This is a genomic window from Spirillospora sp. NPDC052242 (assembly GCF_040679555.1).
Classification (GTDB): Bacteria; Actinomycetota; Actinomycetes; order Streptosporangiales; family Streptosporangiaceae; genus Spirillospora.
On the sequence record NZ_JBFAUZ010000026.1, the window covers coordinates 25,569 to 46,139 of the forward strand.

Annotated in this window: 22 protein-coding genes; 7 read left to right on the plus strand and 15 right to left on the minus strand. The window is 72.6% G+C overall.

All coding sequences use genetic code 11. The annotated features are described in order from the left end of the window. Window positions 1-136: 136 nt before the first annotated feature. The gene (locus AB0L25_RS21820) at window positions 137-484 is read right to left on the minus strand and encodes an MmcQ/YjbR family DNA-binding protein (RefSeq protein ID WP_500174467.1); all 348 of its coding nucleotides are present in this window, start codon (window positions 482-484) and stop codon (window positions 137-139) included. 183 nt (window positions 485-667) lie between these two features. Between AB0L25_RS21820 and AB0L25_RS21825 the strand changes: the two genes are divergently transcribed. The 4 genes from AB0L25_RS21825 (at window position 668) to rpmF (ending at window position 2,510) form a co-directional block, all read left to right on the plus strand. Beyond that, complete coding sequence (locus AB0L25_RS21825) at window positions 668-1,606, plus strand: PDR/VanB family oxidoreductase (RefSeq protein WP_500174468.1); 939 nt, start codon at window positions 668-670, stop codon at window positions 1,604-1,606. Between the two features lie 184 nt (window positions 1,607-1,790). Further along, the gene (gene rpmB / locus AB0L25_RS21830) at window positions 1,791-2,027 is read left to right on the plus strand and encodes a 50S ribosomal protein L28 (protein WP_500174469.1); all 237 of its coding nucleotides are present in this window, start codon (window positions 1,791-1,793) and stop codon (window positions 2,025-2,027) included. After that, entirely contained in the window at window positions 2,027-2,332 is a 306-nt protein-coding gene (rpsN, locus tag AB0L25_RS21835) for a 30S ribosomal protein S14 (RefSeq protein WP_500174470.1), read from the plus strand. Before rpmB ends, rpsN begins: the two co-directional genes overlap by 1 nt. Before the next feature lie 7 nt (window positions 2,333-2,339). Beyond that, window positions 2,340-2,510: a 50S ribosomal protein L32 gene (rpmF, locus tag AB0L25_RS21840; protein ID WP_500174471.1), complete on the plus strand. Its 171-nt coding sequence runs from the start codon at window positions 2,340-2,342 to the stop codon at window positions 2,508-2,510. Window positions 2,511-2,530: 20 nt separating this feature from the next. On the opposite strand, the gene AB0L25_RS21845 is transcribed toward rpmF, so the two are convergent. The 4 genes from AB0L25_RS21845 to AB0L25_RS21860 form a co-directional block, all read right to left on the minus strand. Then, window positions 2,531-3,886, minus strand: coding sequence for a YibE/F family protein (locus AB0L25_RS21845; RefSeq protein ID WP_500174472.1), 1,356 nt, complete (start codon window positions 3,884-3,886; stop codon window positions 2,531-2,533). A gap of 284 nt (window positions 3,887-4,170) precedes the next feature. Then, window positions 4,171-5,052, minus strand: a complete 882-nt coding sequence (locus tag AB0L25_RS21850; RefSeq protein ID WP_500174473.1) for an alpha/beta hydrolase fold domain-containing protein — start codon at window positions 5,050-5,052, stop codon at window positions 4,171-4,173. Then, a complete protein-coding gene (locus tag AB0L25_RS21855; protein WP_500174474.1) occupies window positions 5,049-5,852 on the minus strand; it encodes an SDR family NAD(P)-dependent oxidoreductase in 804 nt (267 codons plus the stop codon). The genes AB0L25_RS21850 and AB0L25_RS21855 overlap by 4 nt, the downstream gene beginning before the upstream one ends. 56 nt (window positions 5,853-5,908) lie before the next feature. Beyond that, a complete protein-coding gene (locus tag AB0L25_RS21860; RefSeq protein WP_500174475.1) occupies window positions 5,909-6,712 on the minus strand; it encodes an SDR family NAD(P)-dependent oxidoreductase in 804 nt (267 codons plus the stop codon). Window positions 6,713-6,848: 136 nt separating this feature from the next. Here AB0L25_RS21860 and AB0L25_RS21865 point away from each other — a divergent pair, with 136 nt between their 5' ends. Next, window positions 6,849-7,721: an IclR family transcriptional regulator gene (locus AB0L25_RS21865; RefSeq protein ID WP_500174476.1), complete on the plus strand. Its 873-nt coding sequence runs from the start codon at window positions 6,849-6,851 to the stop codon at window positions 7,719-7,721. 26 nt (window positions 7,722-7,747) lie between these two features. Here AB0L25_RS21865 and AB0L25_RS21870 read toward each other — a convergent pair whose 3' ends face one another. The 9 genes from AB0L25_RS21870 to AB0L25_RS21910 all read right to left on the minus strand — a co-directional run bounded on the left by AB0L25_RS21870 (window position 7,748) and on the right by AB0L25_RS21910 (window position 18,293). Then, complete coding sequence (locus tag AB0L25_RS21870) at window positions 7,748-8,902, minus strand: LLM class flavin-dependent oxidoreductase (RefSeq protein WP_500174477.1); 1,155 nt, start codon at window positions 8,900-8,902, stop codon at window positions 7,748-7,750. Window positions 8,903-8,936: 34 nt separating this feature from the next. Further along, entirely contained in the window at window positions 8,937-9,434 is a 498-nt protein-coding gene (locus AB0L25_RS21875) for a flavin reductase family protein (protein ID WP_500174478.1), read from the minus strand. Between the two features lie 198 nt (window positions 9,435-9,632). Then, the gene (locus AB0L25_RS21880; RefSeq protein ID WP_500174479.1) at window positions 9,633-10,634 is read right to left on the minus strand and encodes an ABC transporter ATP-binding protein; all 1,002 of its coding nucleotides are present in this window, start codon (window positions 10,632-10,634) and stop codon (window positions 9,633-9,635) included. Continuing rightward, a complete protein-coding gene (locus tag AB0L25_RS21885; RefSeq protein ID WP_500174480.1) occupies window positions 10,624-11,640 on the minus strand; it encodes an ABC transporter ATP-binding protein in 1,017 nt (338 codons plus the stop codon). The genes AB0L25_RS21880 and AB0L25_RS21885 overlap by 11 nt, the downstream gene beginning before the upstream one ends. Before the next feature lie 29 nt (window positions 11,641-11,669). Continuing rightward, window positions 11,670-13,232 (minus strand): ABC transporter substrate-binding protein, encoded by a 1,563-nt coding sequence (locus tag AB0L25_RS21890; protein ID WP_500174481.1) that lies wholly within the window; start codon window positions 13,230-13,232, stop codon window positions 11,670-11,672. A 40-nt stretch (window positions 13,233-13,272) separates the two neighbouring features. Then, on the minus strand, window positions 13,273-14,148 hold the full coding sequence (locus tag AB0L25_RS21895) for an ABC transporter permease (protein ID WP_500174482.1): 876 nt from the start codon (window positions 14,146-14,148) through the stop codon (window positions 13,273-13,275). Then, complete coding sequence (locus AB0L25_RS21900; RefSeq protein ID WP_500174483.1) at window positions 14,145-15,098, minus strand: ABC transporter permease; 954 nt, start codon at window positions 15,096-15,098, stop codon at window positions 14,145-14,147. The genes AB0L25_RS21895 and AB0L25_RS21900 overlap by 4 nt, the downstream gene beginning before the upstream one ends. A gap of 424 nt (window positions 15,099-15,522) precedes the next feature. Beyond that, window positions 15,523-16,947, minus strand: coding sequence for an acyl-CoA reductase (locus tag AB0L25_RS21905; RefSeq protein WP_500174484.1), 1,425 nt, complete (start codon window positions 16,945-16,947; stop codon window positions 15,523-15,525). Further along, on the minus strand, window positions 16,944-18,293 hold the full coding sequence (locus tag AB0L25_RS21910; protein ID WP_500174485.1) for a hypothetical protein: 1,350 nt from the start codon (window positions 18,291-18,293) through the stop codon (window positions 16,944-16,946). The genes AB0L25_RS21905 and AB0L25_RS21910 overlap by 4 nt, the downstream gene beginning before the upstream one ends. A gap of 108 nt (window positions 18,294-18,401) precedes the next feature. Here AB0L25_RS21910 and AB0L25_RS21915 point away from each other — a divergent pair, with 108 nt between their 5' ends. Next, window positions 18,402-19,049 carry a TetR/AcrR family transcriptional regulator gene (locus AB0L25_RS21915; protein ID WP_500174486.1) on the plus strand — a complete coding sequence of 216 codons (648 nt, stop codon included), beginning with the start codon at window positions 18,402-18,404 and terminating at the stop codon, window positions 19,047-19,049. Window positions 19,050-19,071: 22 nt separating this feature from the next. After that, entirely contained in the window at window positions 19,072-19,938 is an 867-nt protein-coding gene (locus tag AB0L25_RS21920) for an SDR family NAD(P)-dependent oxidoreductase (protein ID WP_500174487.1), read from the plus strand. Window positions 19,939-19,996: 58 nt separating this feature from the next. On the opposite strand, the gene AB0L25_RS21925 is transcribed toward AB0L25_RS21920, so the two are convergent. Beyond that, window positions 19,997-20,491, minus strand: coding sequence for a DnaJ family domain-containing protein (locus AB0L25_RS21925; RefSeq protein WP_500174488.1), 495 nt, complete (start codon window positions 20,489-20,491; stop codon window positions 19,997-19,999). Window positions 20,492-20,571: the final 80 nt, after the last annotated feature.

A 20,571-nucleotide genomic window follows, 5' to 3' on the forward strand; every position in this document is an offset into this window, starting at 1 on the left:
GATCTGCCGTTCGCTCGGATTCAGCCTCGTCGGGGAAGAGGAGGTCGTGTTCGCCGGGACGACCCTCCCCTCGAACCACTGGGTGATCGACCCCCGGTCGGTCCGCTGCCCGACCGGGGACACGGTCGGGCAGGGATCAGCGTTGGTCGAGTCGCGCGGAAAGGCGCTTCGGGGCGATGAGGCGGTAGCTGTCCTCGATCAACTCGCCGAGCTCGTCCCAGTCCTGGTCGACGTCCAGGCGTGCGCCCACCCATCCCTTGCCGCCGACGTAGGGAGGCCGGTAGAAGCGCTCGGGGTCCTCGGCGATGAGCGACTCCTGGACGCCCGGCCCGCCCTTGAACCACAGCGAGAGCCCGTCCTCGGACGTCATCACGAACAGCTTGTCGCGAACCCGGAAGGAGGGCGCGGTGTGATCCCCGAACGGTTTCTCGGTCGCCTCCGGCAGTGACAGGCAGATCTCCCGCAGGCGCTCGAACGTGTCCATGGCTCCGTCCTTCCCCGGTGGTCGTGCGAGGGAAGCGTACGGCGCGGGTACGACAATCCGTCCCCGCGCGCCCGGTGTCCGACGGCAGGAGTTCTTCCGTTTGACGGAACCTCGGCTGACGTGCGCGGGCGCCTCCCGACATGGTCGTCGTGACCAGACGCCGTAGAACGCCGGAGGGGCCGAGTGGCCGCGGACAACGCCATCGAGACCGAGGTCGTCGTCGCCGAGAGGACGGACCTGGCCGACGGCATCGTGGGGCTGACCCTGCGGGCCGCGGACGGGGGAGCGCTGCCGTCGTGGCGTCCCGGTGCGCACATCGACGTGCTCCTCGGGGACGACGTCGTGCGGCAGTACTCGCTGTGCGGCGACCCGGAGGCCGAGACGTGGCGGCTGGGCGTACTCAAGGAGGGACCCGGCTCGACGATCGTGCATGAACGCGTCCGTCCCGGCGATCGGCTGCGGACGCGCGGGCCGCGCAACAACTTCGCGCTCGAGGACGCGCCGCGCTACCTCTTCCTCGCGGGCGGCATCGGCATCACGCCGATCCTGCCGATGGCGGCGGCGGCCGAGGCGGCGGGCGCGGACTGGCGGCTGCTGTACGGCGGGCGCCGGCTCTCCGCGATGGCCTTCCGCGACGAACTGTCCCGCTACGGGGATCGCGTCGAGGTGCGGCCGCAGGACGAGTTCGGGCTGCTCGATCTGGACGCCGCCCTCGCCTCGGTCGAACCGGGCACGCTCGTGTACTGCTGCGGCCCGGAGCCGATGATCGCGGCCGTGGAGGAGCGCTGCACGGAGCGGGCGCCCGGCGCCCTGCGCACCGAGCGGTTCGCCGCCCGCCCCGACACCGGCCCCCGGGAGGCGTTCGAGGTCGAGCTCGCCCTGAGCGGCAAGACGGTCGAGGTCCCGGCGGGCTGTTCGATCCTCGAAGCCGTCGAGAAGGCGGGCGTCGGCGTCCTCTCGTCGTGCCGCGAAGGAACGTGCGGGACGTGCGAGACGCCCGTGTTGGAGGGCGAGCCCGACCACCGCGACTCCGTCCTGACCGAGGCGGAGCGCGCGGAGGGTGGGTTCATGATGATCTGCGTGTCCCGCTCCCGAGGCCCGCGCCTGGTCCTCGACCTCTGACCCGCACCTCGACCTCCAGGCCCGTCTCCACCTCTCACTCCGAACTCCGCACCCGTCTGCACGTCCCGCCGCGGGCCGTTCACGGACCCGGATGTCTGCAAGCGATAATCGTTTTCACTATCATGGCGTGCTCCGGCGTCGTTCCCGCGCGTGTGGACGCTCGCGCGGGCCAGAGAGGAGCCCCATGCCCGCCCGTTGTCAGCTGACCGGGGCCGAGCCGTCGTTCGGCAAGAAGGTGTCGCACTCGCACCGGCGCACCTCACGGCGGTTCGACCCAAACATCCAGTCCAAGCGCTACTGGCTGCCCAGCGAGGGACGGTACGTGCGGCTGCGGCTGTCCACCCGCGCGATCAAGACGATCGACAAGATCGGGATCGAGGCGGCCGTCGCCCGCATCCGGGCCCGCGGAGGGAAGGTCTGATGGCCAAGAAGAGCAAGATCGCCGCCAACGAGCGCCGCAAGGAGGTCGTGGCGCGGCACGCCGCGCGCCGCGCCGAGCTCAAGCGCCTGATCCGCAGCCCGCACACCGCCGACGAGATCCGCGCGGCGGCCGTCCGGGAACTGCGCCGCCAGCCGCGGGACGCCAGCGCCACCCGGGTGCGCAACCGGGACGCCGTGGACGGCCGTCCCCGCGGGCACCTGCGCAAGTTCGGGCTGTCGCGGGTCCGCTTCCGTGAACTGGCGCACCGCGGCGAACTGCCGGGCGTCACCAAGTCGAGCTGGTAGGAGCACCATGGCCGTCCCCAAGCGGAAGAAGTCCCGGAGCAACACCCGCAAGCGCCGTTCGCAGTGGAAGGCGACGGCACCGGACCTGGTGCCCATCACTCTCGACGGGCGGAGGACGCTCGTCCCGCGCAACCTCGTCCGCGCCTACCAGAACGGCCTGCGCACCGACGCGCCGTAGCCGCACGGCGGCGCCGTCGCTCAGTCCCCCCAGAACGAGTGATCCACGCGTTCGCCGCGGGGGGCCTTCGCCGGCCGGTCGTCCGGGAGACCGCCCGGGCCCTCGGCCGGCGGGGGAGCGGCGGCGCCGTGCTCTTCGAGCGGATCGGAGCGGTCCCGGCGGGTGGCGACGAGCGCGGCGAGCGCCGTGGTCAGCGGGACCGCCGCGATCAGCCCCAGCGTGCCGGCCGCGCTGCGGACGATCTCCTGCGCGATGACCGGGGTGGTGATCACCTCGCCGAGGGGCTGGCTGCCGACGCTGAACATCAGCAGCAGCGGCAGGGACGCGCCGGCGTAGGCGAGGATGATCGTGTTGATCACCGAGGCGACGTGGGCCCGTCCGACCCGCGCGCCGGCCCGGTACAGCTGCAGGACCGTGTACGCCGGGTTGGCGTGCGCGAGTTCCCGCACGGTCGCGGCCTGCGTGACGGTGACGTCGTCCAGGATGCCCAGCGAACCGATGATGACGCTGGCCAGCAGCAGCCCCTGGGTGTTGATCCGGTAGCTGAGGTCCAGGTAGAGCGAGCTGTCGTCGGTGATGCCGGTGAGGCTGGTCAGGTCGATCGCGACCATCGCCAGCACCCCGGTGAGGGCGAGGCTGCCCAGGGTGCCGATGACCGCGATCGATGTGGACATCGTGAACCCGTGCGTGAGGTAGAGCACCGCGAGCATGATGGCCGCCGCGCACACGATCGCCGCGAGGAGCGGCGGGCTCCCCTCCAGGATCGCCGGGATCAGGAACCACAGGAGCAGCGCGAACGTGACGGCCAGGCCGATGAGCGCCGTCAGCCCGCGCCACCGGCCGAAGGCGATCACCGCGAGGACGAACGCGGCGCCGACCAGCCACAGCGAGCCGGACCGGTCGTGGTCGGACAGCTGGTAGGACGGGCCCTGGCCGCCGTCGGCGGGCATGTGCAGCAGGATCACGTCGTCGCCCGCCGTGAACACGCGGGTCCCCGGGCCGCTGGGAAGTTCGGCGCTCACCACCCGGCCCTCCGTCGGGCCGGACGTCAGCTCGACGTGCGCGGTGCCGCACCGCCGCGGATCCTGCGGGGGCGCCTCCTCGCCCGTCCCGCCCGCGTCGATGGGGGTGCTGCCGGGCGGCGCGACCTGCGGGCAGGGCTTGAGGTCCACCCGGACGACCGTCCCGGGCACCTTCTCCAGCTGCACGGACGCCGGGCCGCCCGGAGCCTCGGGGGAGGACGGCCACATCCACACCAGGGCGCCCAGCGTCACCAGCGACAGCGGGATGATCGCGGCCAGGACGGCGCGGACCGCGGAGCGGGACACGGGCCGATCGCGGTGACCGTCCGCCCCGTGGCCATGGTGAGCGCCCATGCTCGACGGCTCCTTCGTAGTGCGTATCCTCGGGCGCCGCGCGCGTCGCCGTCCGGGGGGCACGGCGACGCGGCCGAGCGGGACTCGCGGGCCTCAGGGGGACGGCGGCATCGCGTGCGCGTGCCGCTTCGACGCCGGTGCCGAACGGACGGACATCTCTGACGTGGCGCAGGAAGCACTCTACTGTGCGCGACCCGTGCCGGATCTCATGATCAGGGAGTCGCCGATGCCGCGGGCGGCGCCCGTCACGGGCGCGACCTTGCCGGCGAGGCGTCCCTCGGCGGTCATGCGCCCTCCCTCCCGGTGTGATGGGCGACGAAGCGGGCGATGGTGTCCAGCGCCGCGGCCGCCTCCGGCCGGTCGGGGGCGACGGCGGGCCAGGCGTGCGGCACGTCCCGTTCGACGGCGGTCGAGACCGGCACCCCGGCCCGCGCGAGCGCGGACGCCATGCCGAGGGCGTCGTCCAGCAGCACCTCCGCGGTGCTCGCCAGCATCAGGGTCGGCGGGAAGGCGGCCGGGTCGGCCAGCAGCGGGGACGCCAGCGGGTCGGCGGGGTCGTGCCCCTGGAGGTACTGGCCGGCGGCCTCCTGGGCGGCGGCGTGCGAGAACAGCCGGTCGGTCGCGGCGCGCGAGGCGTAGCCCTCCGCGGTGCAGCGCAGGTCGAGCCACGCCGACACCAGGACGAGCGCCCGCGGAACGGCGACCCCCGCCCGGGCGCACGCGACCGCCAGCGCCGCGGCCAGGCCGCCGCCCGCCGAGTCCCCGACGGCGACCGCGGGACGCCCGGTCTCGTCGAGGAGCCGCGCATGGACGGTCATCGCGTCGTGCAGTGCCGCCGGGAAGGGGTGTTCGGGTGCGAGCCGGTAGTCGACCGCGACGACCCGGGAGCCGGTCGCGGCGGCGAGCCGGGCGGCGAAAGGCGCGAACAGGGCGGCCGAGCCCAGCCGGTACCCGCCCCCGTGGAAGTAGGTCAGGACGTTCCGCGCCCGCGGCGGCTCGCAGACGACGCAGGGCACGTCCCCGTACCGGACGTCCGCGACCGCGACGCCGGGCACCGCCGGGCGGGGCGCGGTTCCGGCGGCGGCGCGGCGGGCGGCGAGGTCGGCGGGCGTTCGGATCGTTGGGCGGCGCTCCGCCGGGAGCGCCGCCGCGGCGTCGGCGCTCACAGCGCGATGTAGGGGTCTTTGATCGTGACGCCGCCGTCCACCACGATCGTCTGGCCGGTCATGTACTCGGACAGCGCGCTGGTCAGGAAGAGCGCGGCCGACGCGATGTTGAACGGCAGGCCGTTCCTCCCGAGGGGGACCCGGACGGCGGGCCGCTCGCTCGCCGACTGCTCCGGCCACACCGCCATGAGGCGCGGCGTGAGGATCGACCCGGGGGCGATCGCGTTCACCCGGATCCCCTCGGGGCCCAGTTCCTCCCCGAGCGTCCGCACCCAGGAGATGAGGCCCGCCTTGGCGGCCCCGTAGGCGCCGTGGCGCACCGACGCCGTCATGCCGTGCACGGACGCGATGAACACCATCGTCCCTGGTACGCCGGTGTCGACCATGTGCCGTCCGACGTGCCGTCCCAGCAGGTAGGCGTGGCGGAGGCAGATGTCGAACTGGGCGTCCCACGTCCGCTCGTCCATGTCGAGCGCCCCGACCCATTCGGCGAGCCCGACGATGTCGACGAAGCCGCCGAGCGGCCCGCCGACCGCCGCCGCGGCCTCCTCGACCAGCCGGACGACCTCGTCCGCGCGGGTGACGTCGCCGGCCCACGGCACCCCGCCGACCTCGTCGGCGATCTCGCGGGCGCGCGCGGGGTCGATGTCGGCGCACACCACCCGCGCCCCGCACTGCGCGAGCGCGTGGCTCGTCTGGCGGCCCATTCCCTGCCCCGCGCCGACGACGACGAGGTTCCGGCCGTCGAGCCGGAGCAGTTGCCGGTAGTCCGGGACCGGACTCGGATCGGTGGACGTCATGACTTTTCTCCTTATGTCTGTCGGCCGTCGCCGTCGTCGTGCATCGCCCGGCCCGGTCAGCCCATGGAGACGCCGCCGTTCGCGCGCAGAACCTGCCCGGTGACGAACCGGGAGGCGTCCGCCGCCAGGTAGAGCATCGCCAAGGCGATGTCGGACGGCTCGCCGACCGTGCCGAGCGGTGCGCGCGAGGCCCGGTCGGCGAAGATCCGCTCGCGCTCCGCCTCGTCGACGGTGCCGTCGTCGTTCGTCCAGTAACGCGCGGTCATGCCGGTCGGCACCCAGCCGGGCGCGACGGTGTTGACGCGCACGCCGTGCCGGCCGACCTCGGCGGCGAGCGTGCGGGTCAGCGTCGCCACCGCCGCCTTGCTCATCGCGTAGCAGGAGATCCCGGGCGACGCGGAGTCCATTCCGGTGGACGCGACGTTAATGATCGACCCCGAGCCCCGGGGCGTCATGGCGCGGGCCGCCGCGGCGCACCCCCAGTAGGCGCCCTTGACGTTGACGTCGAGGACGAGGTCGAGGTCCTCTTCGCGGGTGTCGACGACGGATCCGTAGCGGATGACGCCGGCGACGTTGGCCCAGACGTCGATGCGCCCGTGACCGTCCAGCGCGGCCCGCGCGACGCCGTCGACGGCCGTCCGGTCGGTGACGTCGGCCGGGACGGCCGTCGCCGCGCGGCCGAGTCCGCGGACCGCGTCCGCCGTCTCCCGGAGGCCGGGTTCGGCGACGTCGGTCAGCACGATGTCCGCGCCGGCCTGGGCGAACGTGACGCAGGTCTGGCGGCCGATACCGCCGGCCGCCCCCGTGACGACGGCCGTCCGGCCGGTGAGGTCGAACGCCCGCTCGAGCTCGGTGTGCATGGCTCTCCGTCCGTGCATCGTTTTCGTTCAGCTGAAGGGTTCTTCGCAATGTGCGCGTCCCGCGCGGACACCGGTGCGATACGTTGCACAGCGTCCGCCCGAGGCGGGCATAGGCCGGACCCGCAGGGAGGACGCGATGGCACGACCGGCGCCCGCCGCCGAGCGAGCCCTGAAGATCATCGATCTGCTCGTCACGCACCGCGGCGAGCAGTTCACGATCTCCGACATCGCCCGGCGCACCGGCATGAGCCTCGGCTCCGCGCACGCGGTCCTCGCCGTCCTCGAGGAGACCGGCTACCTCGGGCGGCATCCCGTCCGGCGGACCTACGGTCTCGGACCGGCGCTGGTCAGCGCGGGGATGGCCGCGCTGGACCAGCATCCGGCGATCCGCGTCGCCACCGAGGAGCTCGGCGGACTCGCCGCCGAACTCGACGCGGACGTGGTCGTCACGGCGGCCACGCCCGCCGACATCGTGTTCGTCGCCGTGGGCGGAAAGGGCTCGCGCTACGGACCCGGGTTCCGGGAGGGCGAGCGGGTGCCGCTCGTCCCGCCGCTCGGCCTGGTCTTCATGGCGTGGGCGGACCCGGGCGAGGTGGAGGCCTGGCTCGGGCGCGCCCCGGTCGACCTGGACCGCGACCGGGTCGAGGAGGCGCTGACGGCCGTCCGCGACCGCGGGTACGCGCTGGGACGCGTCGGGCCGACGGGGCGGCCCCTCCCCGCGCCCCCGACCGCGCCCGGCGCGGACGGCGGGGGAGGCCGCGAGAAGCTCATGGAGACGATCTCGCTGCACGACGACTACGACCTGCCCCGCCTCGAACCGGAGACGGAGTACGAACTCGGGATGGCGTCGGCGCCGGTGTTCGACGCCGACGGCCGCGTGTTCGTCGCCGTCACCGCCAGCGGCTTCTCCCCCCGCCTGACCGGGCGGGAGATCACCGACATCGGCGAGCGGGTCAAGGCCTGCGCCACCGTCGTCACCAAGCGGACCCGGGGCAGGATTCCCGCCTGACCGTGGCCGCCGGACCGCGGCCACGGTCAGGCGCCCTCGAACAGGGCGCCGTAGTCGACGCGATGCCCGCGCTTCTCCAGCCGCGGGATGACCTCGGTGCCGAGCAGCTCGATGCTGCGCATCACCTTCTCGTGTGGCAGCGACCCGAACTGGGAGTAGCACAGGAGCTGGTCGACGCCCGCCTCCTCGTACCGGAGGATCTTGCGGAGGCACTCCTCGGGCGTCCCGACGATGATCATGTCCTGCTCGGTGTAGCGGGCGATGTCGATATCGCCCCGGATCGTCGGCTCCAGGAGCGGAAACGCCTTCCCCTTCTCTTCCTCCGGCAGGTGCGCCAGCTCCCACTCGAGCATGAACTCGGCGAGGTTCTGGTACCACCACTTGACCGACTCCCAGATGCCGTACCGCTCGGCCTCCTCGGGGTCGTCCGTGCAGTGGACGAGGGTGTAGGCGCCGACCCGGTCGTTCTTGAACCGGGGGAGCGGCCGTTCGCAGTCGGCCTGGCCGCGGCGGTAGGTCTCGATCGCCTCCGCCATCTTCTCGACCGGCTGCATGAGGGCGAACGACAGGAGGCCGAGGCCGAGCTTCCCGGCGTTGTACGCGGACGTCGCGCTCGCGGCGGCGAGCCAGGCCGGGGGATGCGGGTCCTGGTAGGGGCGCGGGGTGATGAACCGCTCGGGGAAGTCGATGTTCTCCGACTTCCACGCCATCCGTTCCTTGCTCCAGGCCTCGATGACGAACTCGAACGCCTCGCGCCACATGTCGCGCGAACGGTCGTCGGCGGGGACGCCGAACGCGAGCTGCTCGTTGGGCGTGGATCGTCCCGATCCCCATTCGACGCGGCCGCCGCTCAGCACGTCCACGGTGGCGACCTTCTCGGCGACCCGCACCGGGTGCTGGAACCCCGGCGGGAGCAGCACCACGCCGAACCCGAGCCGGATGTTCTCGGTGATCTGGGACAGCGCGCCGAGGACGGTCTCGTTGCTCGGGCAGGCGGACCGTCCCTCGCGGAAGTGGTGCTCGACGGCCCAGACGGTCTGGAAGCCGAGGCGGTCGGCGAGCCGGATCTGCTCGAACGCCTCCGCGTAGATCTGCCGCTCCGCGCGCTTCTGCCCGTCCGGGAAGGGCTCCCCGTGCGGTCCGGGCTTCGGCTGGAACTCGTACATCAGGTCGAGCTTCACGTCGTTCCTCTTCTCGGTCGGGACGCTCTGTCCGTCAGGCGGCGACGAGCTGCCGGAAACGGCTGCCGTGAAAGATCAGCGGGCGGCGGCCGGGGTCGATCCGCAGGGCGTGGACGGCCAGCAGCGCGATCGTGTGATCGCCCGCCGGAAGCTCGTCCGCGATCGAGCACTCCAGCCAGGCGACCGCGTCCAGGACGAACACCGCCCCGGTCGCGCGGGCGCTCCAGCCGACGCCGGCGAACCGGTCGCCGGATTTCAGCGACAGCGCGCGGCACGCCTCGTCGTGGTGCTCGGCGAGCACGCTGACGCCGAGCCGGTCGGACCGGCGGAGCCGGGGCCAGGTGGCGGAGGAGTTCCGCAGGCACACCGAGACCAGCCCGGGATCGATCGAGACACAGGTGAACGCGCTCGCGGCCATGCCGGCCGGCTCGCCGCCGTCGAGCGCGCAGAGGGCGGTGACGCCGCTGGGGAAACAGCCGTACGCCTGCCTGAGCTGATCCGGATCCCCGGTGACGGGTTCGAGCTTGACCATGAGCCGCCCTCTCCTGCACGTCGAGGCTTTCGCAATAGCGAAAGATCTTTCTATATTCGGGAGTATGTGTGCATGCTGGAACCCTGTCAAGGGTCCCTTCGAGGGCACCGCCCGGTTCCGGGCGTCGACATGGCAAGGCCCGTCCGCCGGAACGCGGACGGGCCTTGCCGGGCGGCTCTCGCCGAACGGGGCGCGCTTCTAACCGGCCTTCTCGCTCGCCTCCCCCAAGGGGAAGTGGCAGGCGGCGTACTGGCCCGGCCGGATCTCGCGGACCTGCGGTTCCTCGTCGGCGCAGCGCTCCTGCGCGAACGGGCAGCGGGTGCGGAAACGGCACCCGGTGGGCGGGGAGAGGGGCGAGGGGATGTCGCCTTCGAGGGCGGGGCCGGTGAACCGGCGGTCGGGGTCGGTGAGCGGGACCGAGTCGAGGAGGGCGCGGGTGTAGGGATGGGCGGGGGAGTCGTAGACCTCGGCGGCGTCGCCGAACTCGCACACCTTGCCCAGGTACATGACCAGGACGTTGTCGCTGATGGTGCGGACGACGCCGAGGTCGTGGGCGATGAACAGGACGGTGAGGTCGTACTCGGCCTTGAGATCGGCGATGAGGTTGAGGATCTGCGCCTGGACGGACACGTCGAGCGCGGACACCGGCTCGTCGCACAGCAGCAGCTGCGGCTCGACGGCGAGGGCCCGGGCGATCGCGACGCGCTGCGCCTGCCCTCCCGAGAGCTGCCGGGGGAGCATGCGGGTGAAGCGGTCGTCGGAGAGGGCGACCTTGGCGAGCACGTCCGCCGACTTCGCCGAGCGCTCGGCGGCGGACGCGCCGGTGGCGGCGAGGCCCTCGACGACGATGTCGGCGACCGCGCGGCGGGGATTGAGCGAGGCGACGGGATCCTGGAAGATCATCTGCATGCGGCGGCGGAGCTCCCGCATGCGCCGCTCGCCCGCGCGCTCGATGCGCTCGCCGTCGAAGACGATGCGGCCGGAGGTCACCCGGTCCAGGCGCAGCAGGGCCCGCCCGGTGGTGGACTTGCCGCATCCGGACTCGCCGACGATGCCGAGGGTCTCTCCGGGCAGGACGTCGAAGCTCACCTTCGAGACCGCCCGGACGGTGCCCGCCGCGCCGGGGTACTCGACGACGAGGTCCTCCACCGACAGCAGCGCCCGGTCGCCGCGCAGGTGCGCGGTCCCGCTACCGGCCATCGAGATCAGCTCCCTCCAGGTCCGCGGCCGCGTGCGCGGCCACGGGACGGACGCAGGCGACGTGGTGGTCCGGCGCGATCTCCGCCAGGCGCGGCCCGGGCTCGCGGCATGCGTCGTCCGCGTGGGCGCACCGCGCCGTGAACCGGCATCCCTCCGGCAGCCTCGTCGGATCCGGCAGCGTGCCGGGGATCAGCCGGAGCGGCGCGGCGCGCTCGTGCTCGAGCGTCGGCGTCGCCTCCAGCAGGGCGTGGGTGTAGCGGTGGCGGGGCGCCGCGAACACCCGCCGGGTCGCGCCGACCTCGGCGAGCCGCCCGGCGTACATCACGGCGACCCGGTCGGTCTGCCCGGCGACGACGGCGAGGTCGTGGCTGATCAGCAGCAGCGACATCCCGCGGTCGCGCTGCACCCGCCGCAGCAGGTCGAGGATCTGCCGCTGGATCGTCACGTCGAGGGCGGTCGTCGGCTCGTCGGCGATGAGCAGGTCGGGCTCGCAGGCCAGCGCGATGGCGATCATGACGCGCTGGCGCATGCCGCCCGACAGCTCGTGCGGGTAGGCGCGCAGGCGCCGTTCGGGGTCGGGCACGCCGACCTCGCCCAGGAGGCCGACGGCCCGGCCGCGGGCCTCGGAGCGGCCGAGGCCGAGGAGCTTGCGCATGCCCTCGGTGAGCTGGCGCTCCACCCGCACGACCGGGTTGAGGGACCGGCCGGGATCCTGGAACACCATCGCGATGTGCTTGCCCCAGATCTCGGCCAGCTGCTTGCGCGGCATGGTCAGCAGGTCCCGGCCCTTGAACAGGACCTGCCCCGAGCACTCCGCGCGCGGCGGGAGCCGCCCCATGATCGCCCGGGCCGTCATCGACTTGCCCGACCCCGACTCGCCGACCACACCGAGCGACTGCGCGCGGCCGACGTCGAGGGACACGTCCTGCACGGCCCGGACGACGCCCCGCGGGGTGCCGATGTAGGCGTGCAGGTTCCGCACCTGAAGCACGGGTTCAGCCGTCATGATCGAGCCTCTCGTCCGGGTGGCCTGCCTCATCGCGTCGTCCAGAGTTCCTCGGGGAGCAAGGAGCCCCATCCGTACTGCCGGGCGCCGTGGACGTGCCCGGCCGTCTCGACGGCGGGCGCGGCGCGGGTGTAGTAGATGACGGGGACGAGCGCGGCCAGCCGCTCCTGGGCCGTCTTGTAGGCGGCCTTGCGCTCTTCGAGCGACGTCGACGTGCGCCCCTTGTCCAGGGCCTCGTCCAGCTGCGGATCGGCGACGCCCGCCAGGTTGGAGCGGGACCTGCTGTGGAAGACGTCCCACAGCTGGGGCTCGGGGTCCACGATCAGGGTGGACGAGATCAGCATGTCAAAGTCGTACGAGGCGTAGATCGAGGCGGTGTCCGCGCTGTCGATGGTCCGGATCTCGACATCGACGTTGTCGAACGCGGCGAGCTGCGCCTGGATGCTCTCCGCCACGCCCCGGGATTCGGTGCTGTTCTGGGTGGTGAAGGTGAACTCGACGGGCTTCCCCTCGGCGGCCAGCTCGTCGAACAGCCTCTGCGCGGCCTCCTTGTCGTGCCTTCTCAGCTCGACGTCGGAGTAGAACGGCGAGGACTCGTCGAAGAGGCGCGTCGGAATCTCCCCGTGCCCGTTGTAGAGGGACAGGTTCGTCGCCTGCAGATCCAGCGCGGCGGACACCGCCTTGCGCGCGCGCAGGTCGTTGAACGGCGGCCTGCGCAGGTTCATGGTCAGGGACTGCCCGCCGCTCATCCGCACGACGTCCGCCGAGAAGCCGGCTTCGCGCGCCTTCTGGATCGTCTTCCAGCTCGTGTCGATGACCACGTCGACGTCCCCGCTGAGCAGCGTGCTCAGCCGCTGCATCGTGTCGGAGGTGGAGCGCAGGACGAGGCCGTCGAGGTAGGGCTTGGGCGCGTCCCAGTACCGCGGGTTGCGGACCAGCTCGACCTTGTCCTGCCGGGTCCACGACTTCAGGGTGAACGGCCCCGCGCCGACCGGCCGGGCGTCGAACGAGCGCGCTCCCTTCTTCAGGGCCGCCGGCGACGCGATCCAGTTCATCGCCCCGATGACGACGTTCTGGGCGAAGTTCGGGACCGGTGACCGCAGCCGGACCCGCAGCGTCGTGGCGTCCACCGCCTCGGTCGAGGCGATCATCGCGGCGTACCGGATGGAGGAGGACCCGTTGGCCGGGTCCCGGATCCGGTCCCAGTTGAACCTCACCGCGTCCGCGTCCAGCGGGGTGCCGTCGGTGAAGGTCAGTCCCTCCCGCAGCTTCAGTTCGAAGGTCGCGCCGCCGTCGTCGGTGGTGAAGCTCTCGGCCATCTTGTAGCCGATCTCACCGGTGCGGACGTCGTTGGTCATCAGCGTCCCGTACAGGGCGTTGCCCAGGGCGGCGCCGAACGCCCACACGTTCGAGATGGCCGCGGGGTCCAGGCTCCGCGGTTCGTTGATCATGAGGATGGAGGCGGTGCCGCCCCGCACCGGGGCACCGGCCGGCCCGGTGGAGGTGTCGGCGGCCGGGCCGCTGCACGCGGCCGTGAGCAGCGCGGCGGCCAGGGCCGCCGCGGCCGCCTGGAAACGTCTGGTTCGCGTCATCGTCGACCTCTCGTCAGCGATCCGGCAACGGGACGGACGGTCAGTCCTGCAGCGTGCGGTCGAACCGCCGCCGGAGGTGGTCACCGGCCAGGTTCAGCGAGAACACGGTGAGGAAGATGATCAGCGCGGGCATGAGCACCATGTGCGGGGAGTCGGTGATGGCGTCCTTGCCGTCCTCGATCATCCCGCCCCAGCTCGGGGTGGGCGGCGGGATGCCCAGCCCGAGGAAGCTCAGCGACCCCTCCGCGACGATCATCGCCGCCATCACGACCGGCAGGTACGCCGCGAGCGTCGGCAGCACGTTGGGCAGGATCTCCTTCAGCAGGATCGCGCGGTGCCCCGCGCCCATGTTCCGCGCCGCCAGCACGAACTCCCGCGCCGACCAGGCCAGCGTGTTCGCCCGCGCCAGCCGGACGAACGTGGGGATCACCAGCAGCGTCAGGCCGAGCAGCAGCGTCCCCATGCTGGGGGTGAGGACGGACGACAGCGCCATCAGCAGGATGAGCGGCGGGAACGCCAGCATCGCGTCGGTCAGCAGCCGCACCACCGCGTCCAGCCGCCCGCCCAGGTAGCCGGCGAGCATCCCGAGCAGGCCCCCGACGACGACGCCGATCAGGCTCGCGACGGTGCCGACCACGAGCGAGACCCGCGCCCCGTGGACGGCCCGCGACAGGATCGACCGTCCCAGGTAGTCAGTGCCCATGGACAGTTCCAGCGACCCCCACCGCGGGCCCTGGTGCGGGACGCCGACCGCCGTGATGTACGGCGCCAGCGGCAGCAGGCTCGCGAGCAGCGCCATCCCGATCACCGCGGCCAGCCAGGCGTAGGCGGCGAACACCAGCACCGAGCGCGGCCTGCGCACCCGCGGGACGACCGGCGGCGCGACACGTCCCGCGACGGCCTCGGACTGCGTCATGCCAGGGCCGCCTTCCGTACCCGGGGGTCGATCAGCCGGTAGCTCAGATCGACCGCCGTGTTGATCACGACATAGACCACCGCGACGAACACCACCACTCCCTGCACCGTGATCAGATCGCGTGACACGATCGAGGTCGTCAGCAACTGGCCGAGCCCGGGCAGCAGGAACAGCGACTCCACGATCACCGTTCCGCCGACCAGCCGGCCGAGGTTGATGCCGGCGAGCGTGATCAGCGACATCGACGACGGCCGCAGCGCATGCCGGAACATCACGTAGGACGGGCTCATCCCCTTCGCCCGCGCGGCCCCGACGAAGTCCTCCCGGAGCGTTCCGACGAGGTCCTCGCGCAGGACGCGGTGGAACGCCGCGATCTCGATCAGCGCGATCGAGACCGCCGGGAGCAGCGCGCCGCGCAGGTTCGCGGCCAGCCCCTCGTCGACGTCCGACCAGCCGATCACGGGGAACCAGCCGAGCTGCAGCGCGAACACGTAGATCAGCACGGGCCCGGCGATGAACGCCGGCACCGACAGGAAGACCGACGACACCACGTTCACGGCCCGGTCCACCGGGCCGCCGGGCCGCACCGCCGACGCGACGGCCAGCAGCACCGCGACGGCCAGGGCGATGAGCAGCGCCATGGCGGCGAGCTGCAGCGTCACCGGCAGCCGCTCCATGATCGCTTCGGTCACGGGCTGGTTGGTCAGCGGGGAGGTGCCCAGGTCACCCCGCAGCGCGTCGCCGAGCCAGTCCAGGTACCGTGCCAGGAACGGCCGGTCCATGCCCAGTTCCGCGTTCAGCGCGGCGATCGCCTCGGGCGTCGCGTTCTCGCCGAGAATGACCTCCGCGACGGAGCCGGGCGCCAGGCTCATCAGCCCCACCACGGCGAAGCTGACGAGCAGTACGACGAGGAGACCGCGGCCGATCCGGCTGACGACGGTGAGCAACATGCGGCTCGCCTTCCTGTAGCGCTCCGGCGGGCGGACGGCGATCCGGACCGGAAGAGGGCGTGACCCCCGCCGACCTGCGCCGATGGCGAGAACAGTAATTGCGGTATACGAGAAAAACAAGTGTCGATTTCGAGAATGTTGCTCCGTACACGCGGCCTTGATGGCAATGCGCGGTCGCTGCGGGAAGGGCTCGCGGGGCTGTGAACAGCGACGGACGACGGCCCGCGAACGGCATGTGAATGAGAATGCCATTCACGTTCTCCGTGTCAGGCCATTCGTGAAGGTCGCCGCGAATTCAGGCATGCCGAATACAGGTGTCGGCCCGACGGGCCGGCACCTGGATCGACGCGCCGCGCCCCTCCGCGACGGCCGGACGGACGGCCGCCGCGAGGGGTCACGGCGCGGGCGGGGGATCAGGGGCCGATCAGGGCGGCACGGTGCCGTCTTCGTGCGCCATCCAGTGCACGAAGCGGTGCAGCGGGTACATGGCGTCGTGGGGGTTGCCGATGGTGCTGGGGCCCGCCTCGCCCAGCCGGACGACGCGCTGGGCGCCGCAGCTCGCGAGACGATCGCGGTAGTCGGCCGTCCGGTCGAACGGGTAGAAGCCGACCGTCTGCGTCGCCACGTTGACGAACCCGACCGCGTGGTCGAGCGAGTCCACCCGCACGACGTTCACGACCTTGTTGATCGGATGGAAGTCGACGGGCTCGTCGGACCGGATCACCAGGCCCGTGCCGTCCGTCCTGCCCCAGACGCGGAACTCGTCGTCGAGCATCGCCAGCGTGTCGATCTGCTCGCGCAGGTCCCGGTCCAGCGGACGGGCGTCGCCGGAGGCGGCCGCCTTCGCGGCGATGTGCGCGTGCAGCCGCGCGCAGAAGCGGTCGGCGCCGGCGCGGTCCGCCTCGAGGTAGACGAAGCGGCTGGCGACGCACGCCTCCTGGTTGAGGACCATGACGTCGGAGGCGGCGAGCCCGGCGGCGAGGTCGAGGGTCTCGTCCGACGCGAACGCCTCCCGGCCGACCATCGAGATCGAGGTCTTCGGGTCGAACGACACCAGCTGGAAACCGGGGCCGAGATACTTGATCACGTTGTCGATCGCGTCGCCGCCGCCCCAGGCGACGATCTTGTCGAAGTACTGCGGGCGGTACAGGACGCGCTCGACCGTGTCGTCGCCGCCGCGCCAGTAGACCGCCGACATCGACCGCACGACGGGGTGGCCCGGGTCGATCGCGGCCATGGTCCGCAGGATCGCGACCGTGGTGAACGGGTCGCTGGACGACATCTTGAACAGGTTGACGCCCTTGACCAGCGCGCCCTGGGCGATGGACTTCACCGCGACGCCGGGGGAGTTGCCCGGCAGCACATGGATCAGCCGGGGCGCGAACGCCCGCACGTAACTCCTGCGTCCGGTGTGGTCCTGCTTGGGGATCCAGCCGTCCAGCGCCGCGGGGTCGGGGAAGTTCTGCTCGACCACGGTCCGCAGCAGCCGCCCGTCGAGGTACGACGCCGCCCCGGCGACCTGCGCTTCCAGCACCTGGCGCGGCAGGACGTGCGTGGCCGACATGCGGTCGACGCAGTCCCGCACGAACGGGTTGCCGGGGTCGCGGAGGCGCGCACCGGTCTCGACGAGGAAGTCGATGATCTCCGCGAGCGGGACGTCGAGCAGCGGCGGCACCTCGTCCCGCGGATGCACGATCCGGTCCATGGCGAGGCGCGGCGTCGCGAACGCGACGCCGAGGTCGCGGGACCGGTGCACGGTGTCGTTCCCCTCGACCACGTCGCCGCGCTGGAAGAACGGCGCGGTCACGACGGGCTCGGCGGACGGCGGGCGGGTGCGGCTCACGGTCACGACAGCCCCCGGACGTAGGCGTCCACGGTGCCGGCGCAGCCGATCTTGTCGTCACCGGCGAGGTCGGCGTAGCGGGCGATGTCGTCGCGCACCGTCGGCCCGCCGGCGCCGCAGGCGCAGGGATCGAGGTCGAGCGAGATCCGGTCGCCGGTGATCACGCCGCCCCAGCGGCCGTCGAGGGAGAGGTCGAAGAAGGCGGCCCGGCCCTGCACCTCGCCGCGCTCGTGCGGGAGCAGCGCGTCGCCCGGCTCGTCCAGGACGAAGGGGACGACCCAGGGCGGCACGTGGTAGCGGCCGCCCTTCCGGCACTTCGGCATGCCGGAGTTGAGCTCCTGCATGGAGTAGTTCTGGAAGTCCCGTTCGGCCGGGATGTTGAACGTCCGGTGGACGTACTCCTGGTAGTCGTCCGGCAGCTGCGCCCGCTTGAGGCCGCCTCCGACGTAGACGCAGTTGTCGGGGTGGAAGTCCGCGGCCGCGTAGCCCATGTCGCGCACCGCCCTGGCCACCTGGTACAGGCTGTTCCACATCCCCGCGATGTACAGCTTCTCCTCTCGGTGGCGGACGAGCGCCTCGGCGGTGGCGGTCACCGCCTCGTCCACCGCCCGCCGCCGTTCTTGCGACGTCCGCTCGAAGTCGGCGATCTCCTCGGGCCGCGCGGTGCCGTCGGCGATCTTCTTGCGGAGCACGACCGTCCGGGTCAGCGAGCCGACGGTGATCGGCGGCAGCGGGGGGCGGAAGCGTTCCCTGGCCGGGTCCCCGAAGGCCGCCTCCTGGGCCTGCGCGGTGATCACGTTCTTCGGGACGGCGGCGGTGGCGCCGAGGCCGATCATCCGCCGGTCCCGGGCGGGGCGGACGCCCGAGCCCCAGGAGAAGACGTTGACGGTGTCCTTGCGCGTCCAGTCCATGTCGCGTTCCGAGGCGATCAGGAGGGCCGACTTGCCGGTCGTCCCGCTGGAGCAGGACACGTAGTGGCCCGCGGCCTCCAGCCGCGCGATCCAGTCGTCGATGCCGGCGACGTCCGACGTGTCGACGGGCCCGATCGGGTACGGCGAGACCGTCCCCAGCCACTTGCCGAGCCGGTCCCACCTCTCCTCGGTCAGGAAGCTCTCCGGGTAGCTCTTGTAGGCGGTGTGCGGGAACAGCAGCGGGACCATGTCGGCGCGGTCGCGGATCTCGCCGACGCCGGCGTCCTCGGCGCGGCGCGCCAGCAGCGCGATGCGGCCGCGGCGCTCCCGGAGGCGCTCGTCGAGCGCCGCCAGCTGGGTCTCGCGCAGGTCGGCGTGGGAGTGGTCGAAGCGGTCCGGCGCGTCGGCCAGCCGCAACAGCTTCTCCACAGCAGAGCTCACAGGGCATCCTTCCCTGGGACCGTGTCCGGTCTCGAAAAAATGGCAACTCGTACGTATCATTAACGCGAGGGAGGTGCGGATGCAAGAGACCGCCGGGAGGGGGACGGCATGACGGACGCACGCCGGCCGGCGCGCCGCGGGGCCGGGCGGCCCACCCGCGAGCAGGCCGAGGCCCGCCACGCGGAGCTGCTCGACACCGCGCTGGACCTGTTCCTCGAGCACGGCTACGAGCAGGCGACGATCGAGATGATCGCCTCCCGCGTCGCCATGACCAAGCGGACCATCTACGCGCGCTACTCCGAGAAGTCCGCGCTGTTCCTCGCCGCCGTGCTGCGCGCCATCGAGCGGCAGGCCGTGTCGCCGGAGGCGCTCGAGGAGCTCGACCGCGGCGACCTCGCCGCGACGCTGAAGGCGGTCGCGCGGCTGCGGATCGACCAGGTGACGACGCCGGACGGGCTGCGCCTGCAACGGATCGTCAACACCGAGAGCTACCGCTTCCCGGAGATCTTCGTCGCCGCGTTCGAGCTGGACACGGTCCGGGTGGTCGACTTCGTCGCCGGACTCCTCGACCGCGCGGCCGCCGCAGGGGAGATCGTCCCCACGAACTCCCAGCAGGCCGCCCGGGCCTTCATGGCCATGGTCGTCGGCAGCCAGGTCCGCCCCATCGTGGCGGGCCGCCCGACGTCGCCGGAGAAGCTCGACGAACGGGTCGAGTTCGCCGTCCACCTGCTGCTGGACGGCCTCCGGCCGCGCTGATCACGAGAGAGAGGCGGAAGCGTTGTCCTTCGATGCGAACCGGCCCGTCGCGGTCGTCACCGGGGCCAGCTCGGGAATCGGCCGGGCGACCGCCCGCGCGCTCCTGGAACGCGGCTGGCAGGTGGTCGGCGTCGGCCGCGACCCGGGCCGCTGCGCCGAGGCCGAGCGGGAGCTCGCCGCGGCGGGCGGCGGGTTCGCCATGCTGCGCGGCGACTTCACCCTGATGGCCGAGGTCGGGCGGGTGGCCGAGGCGATCGCCGGCCTGGTCCCGCGCCTGGACGTCCTCGTCAACAACGCCGGCGGCGTGCGGGACCGGCGCATCGTCACCGCGGAGGGCACCGAGGCGACCTTCGCCGCCAACCACCTCGCCCCGTTCCTGCTGACCCGGGAGCTGACGCCGGTGCTGCGGGCGACCGCGAGCCGCCTGCCCCCGGCGTCCGTCCGGGTCATCGCCGTCTCGTCGAACGCCCACCGCATCTGCGCGGGCCTGGCCTGGGACGACCTGCAGAGCCTCCGGGACTTCCAGACCGCCGCCGCCTACGCCCGGGCGAAGCTCGCCGGCCTCCTGTTCACCCGCGAGCTGGCCCGGCGGGCCGCTCCGGACGGGATCGTCGCGCAGGCCATGCATCCCGGCAGGGTGGCCAGCAACTTCGCCTCCCACGGGGACGCGGCCATGCGCGAGCACATGGCCGCGGCCGACACCGTCCCGGCCGCCCAACCGGCCGAGACGCTGGTCTGGCTGGCGACCGATCCCGAAGGCGGGCGCGACGGCGGCCGGTACTTCCACCGGAAGGCGGAGGAGACGCCCGCCGAGGCCGCCCGCGACGAGGCCGCCGCCGCCCGCCTCTGGACCGAGAGCGAGAAGCTGCTGGCCGGGCTCGGCCGCTGAAGCCCGGTTCGTCCCCCGGCCAGGGCACGCGATTCCCGGGCGTGGTCGCGTCGCGCACTCAGCCCTTCGGCTTGCGCCACCAGCGGAAGAGACGACGCCCGGGACGCTCGGCAGGCGGTGGGCTCGGCGGCGCGGGAGGCGTCGCCGCCCGGGGACGCGCGTCCCGCCACTGCTCCACGACCGCCTCCGGATCGACCCGGCGAACCACGATCGGCAGCTCCGACGGCCGTCGCAGCGACTCGGCGACCCGCCGGTTCAGATCCGCCACCAGTTCGCGGACCTCCCGCTCGGAGCGCAGATCGCGAACGGTGTCGGGCAGCCGGTCGATCTCCTTCCGCAACCGCAGGGGCTCGGGGAGCATGACCTCGGTGTCCAGCCCCTCGCTGCGGGCCTTGTCCACCGCCCACTGCTCCACGCTGAAGGGCCGGTCGAGACGGGGAAGAGGCTTGCCCGCGCCGGGAAGATCATCGAATTCGCCGCGCTCCTGCGCCTGGCGGATCTGCCGGTCGATCCAGGTCTCGAAGCCCATGCCGGCGGGCTTGCGCTCGGTCACGCGGGCCTCACCTCCCCGAAGTCGGGCCGGTCCCCAGACTAAGCGACCCACGCCGAGACCCGGCGACGAGCACGGGCCGG

Excerpts from the sequence above, each read along its gene's own strand:
- AB0L25_RS21820 (WP_500174467.1), bottom strand. The coding sequence starts at position 484 with ATGGACACGTTCGAGCGCCTGCGGGAGATCTGCCTGTCACTGCCGGAG.
- rpmB (WP_500174469.1), top strand. The coding sequence starts at position 1,791 with ATGCCCGCCCGTTGTCAGCTGACCGGGGCCGAGCCGTCGTTCGGCAAG.
- rpsN (WP_500174470.1), top strand. The coding sequence starts at position 2,027 with ATGGCCAAGAAGAGCAAGATCGCCGCCAACGAGCGCCGCAAGGAGGTC.
- rpmF (WP_500174471.1), top strand. The coding sequence starts at position 2,340 with ATGGCCGTCCCCAAGCGGAAGAAGTCCCGGAGCAACACCCGCAAGCGC.
- AB0L25_RS21845 (WP_500174472.1), bottom strand. The coding sequence starts at position 3,886 with ATGGGCGCTCACCATGGCCACGGGGCGGACGGTCACCGCGATCGGCCC.
- AB0L25_RS21855 (WP_500174474.1), bottom strand. The coding sequence starts at position 5,852 with ATGACGTCCACCGATCCGAGTCCGGTCCCGGACTACCGGCAACTGCTC.
- AB0L25_RS21860 (WP_500174475.1), bottom strand. The coding sequence starts at position 6,712 with ATGCACACCGAGCTCGAGCGGGCGTTCGACCTCACCGGCCGGACGGCC.
- AB0L25_RS21865 (WP_500174476.1), top strand. The coding sequence starts at position 6,849 with ATGGCACGACCGGCGCCCGCCGCCGAGCGAGCCCTGAAGATCATCGAT.
- AB0L25_RS21875 (WP_500174478.1), bottom strand. The coding sequence starts at position 9,434 with ATGGTCAAGCTCGAACCCGTCACCGGGGATCCGGATCAGCTCAGGCAG.
- AB0L25_RS21880 (WP_500174479.1), bottom strand. The coding sequence starts at position 10,634 with ATGGCCGGTAGCGGGACCGCGCACCTGCGCGGCGACCGGGCGCTGCTG.
- AB0L25_RS21885 (WP_500174480.1), bottom strand. The coding sequence starts at position 11,640 with ATGACGGCTGAACCCGTGCTTCAGGTGCGGAACCTGCACGCCTACATC.
- AB0L25_RS21890 (WP_500174481.1), bottom strand. The coding sequence starts at position 13,232 with ATGACGCGAACCAGACGTTTCCAGGCGGCCGCGGCGGCCCTGGCCGCC.
- AB0L25_RS21895 (WP_500174482.1), bottom strand. The coding sequence starts at position 14,148 with ATGACGCAGTCCGAGGCCGTCGCGGGACGTGTCGCGCCGCCGGTCGTC.
- AB0L25_RS21900 (WP_500174483.1), bottom strand. The coding sequence starts at position 15,098 with ATGTTGCTCACCGTCGTCAGCCGGATCGGCCGCGGTCTCCTCGTCGTA.
- AB0L25_RS21915 (WP_500174486.1), top strand. The coding sequence starts at position 18,402 with ATGACGGACGCACGCCGGCCGGCGCGCCGCGGGGCCGGGCGGCCCACC.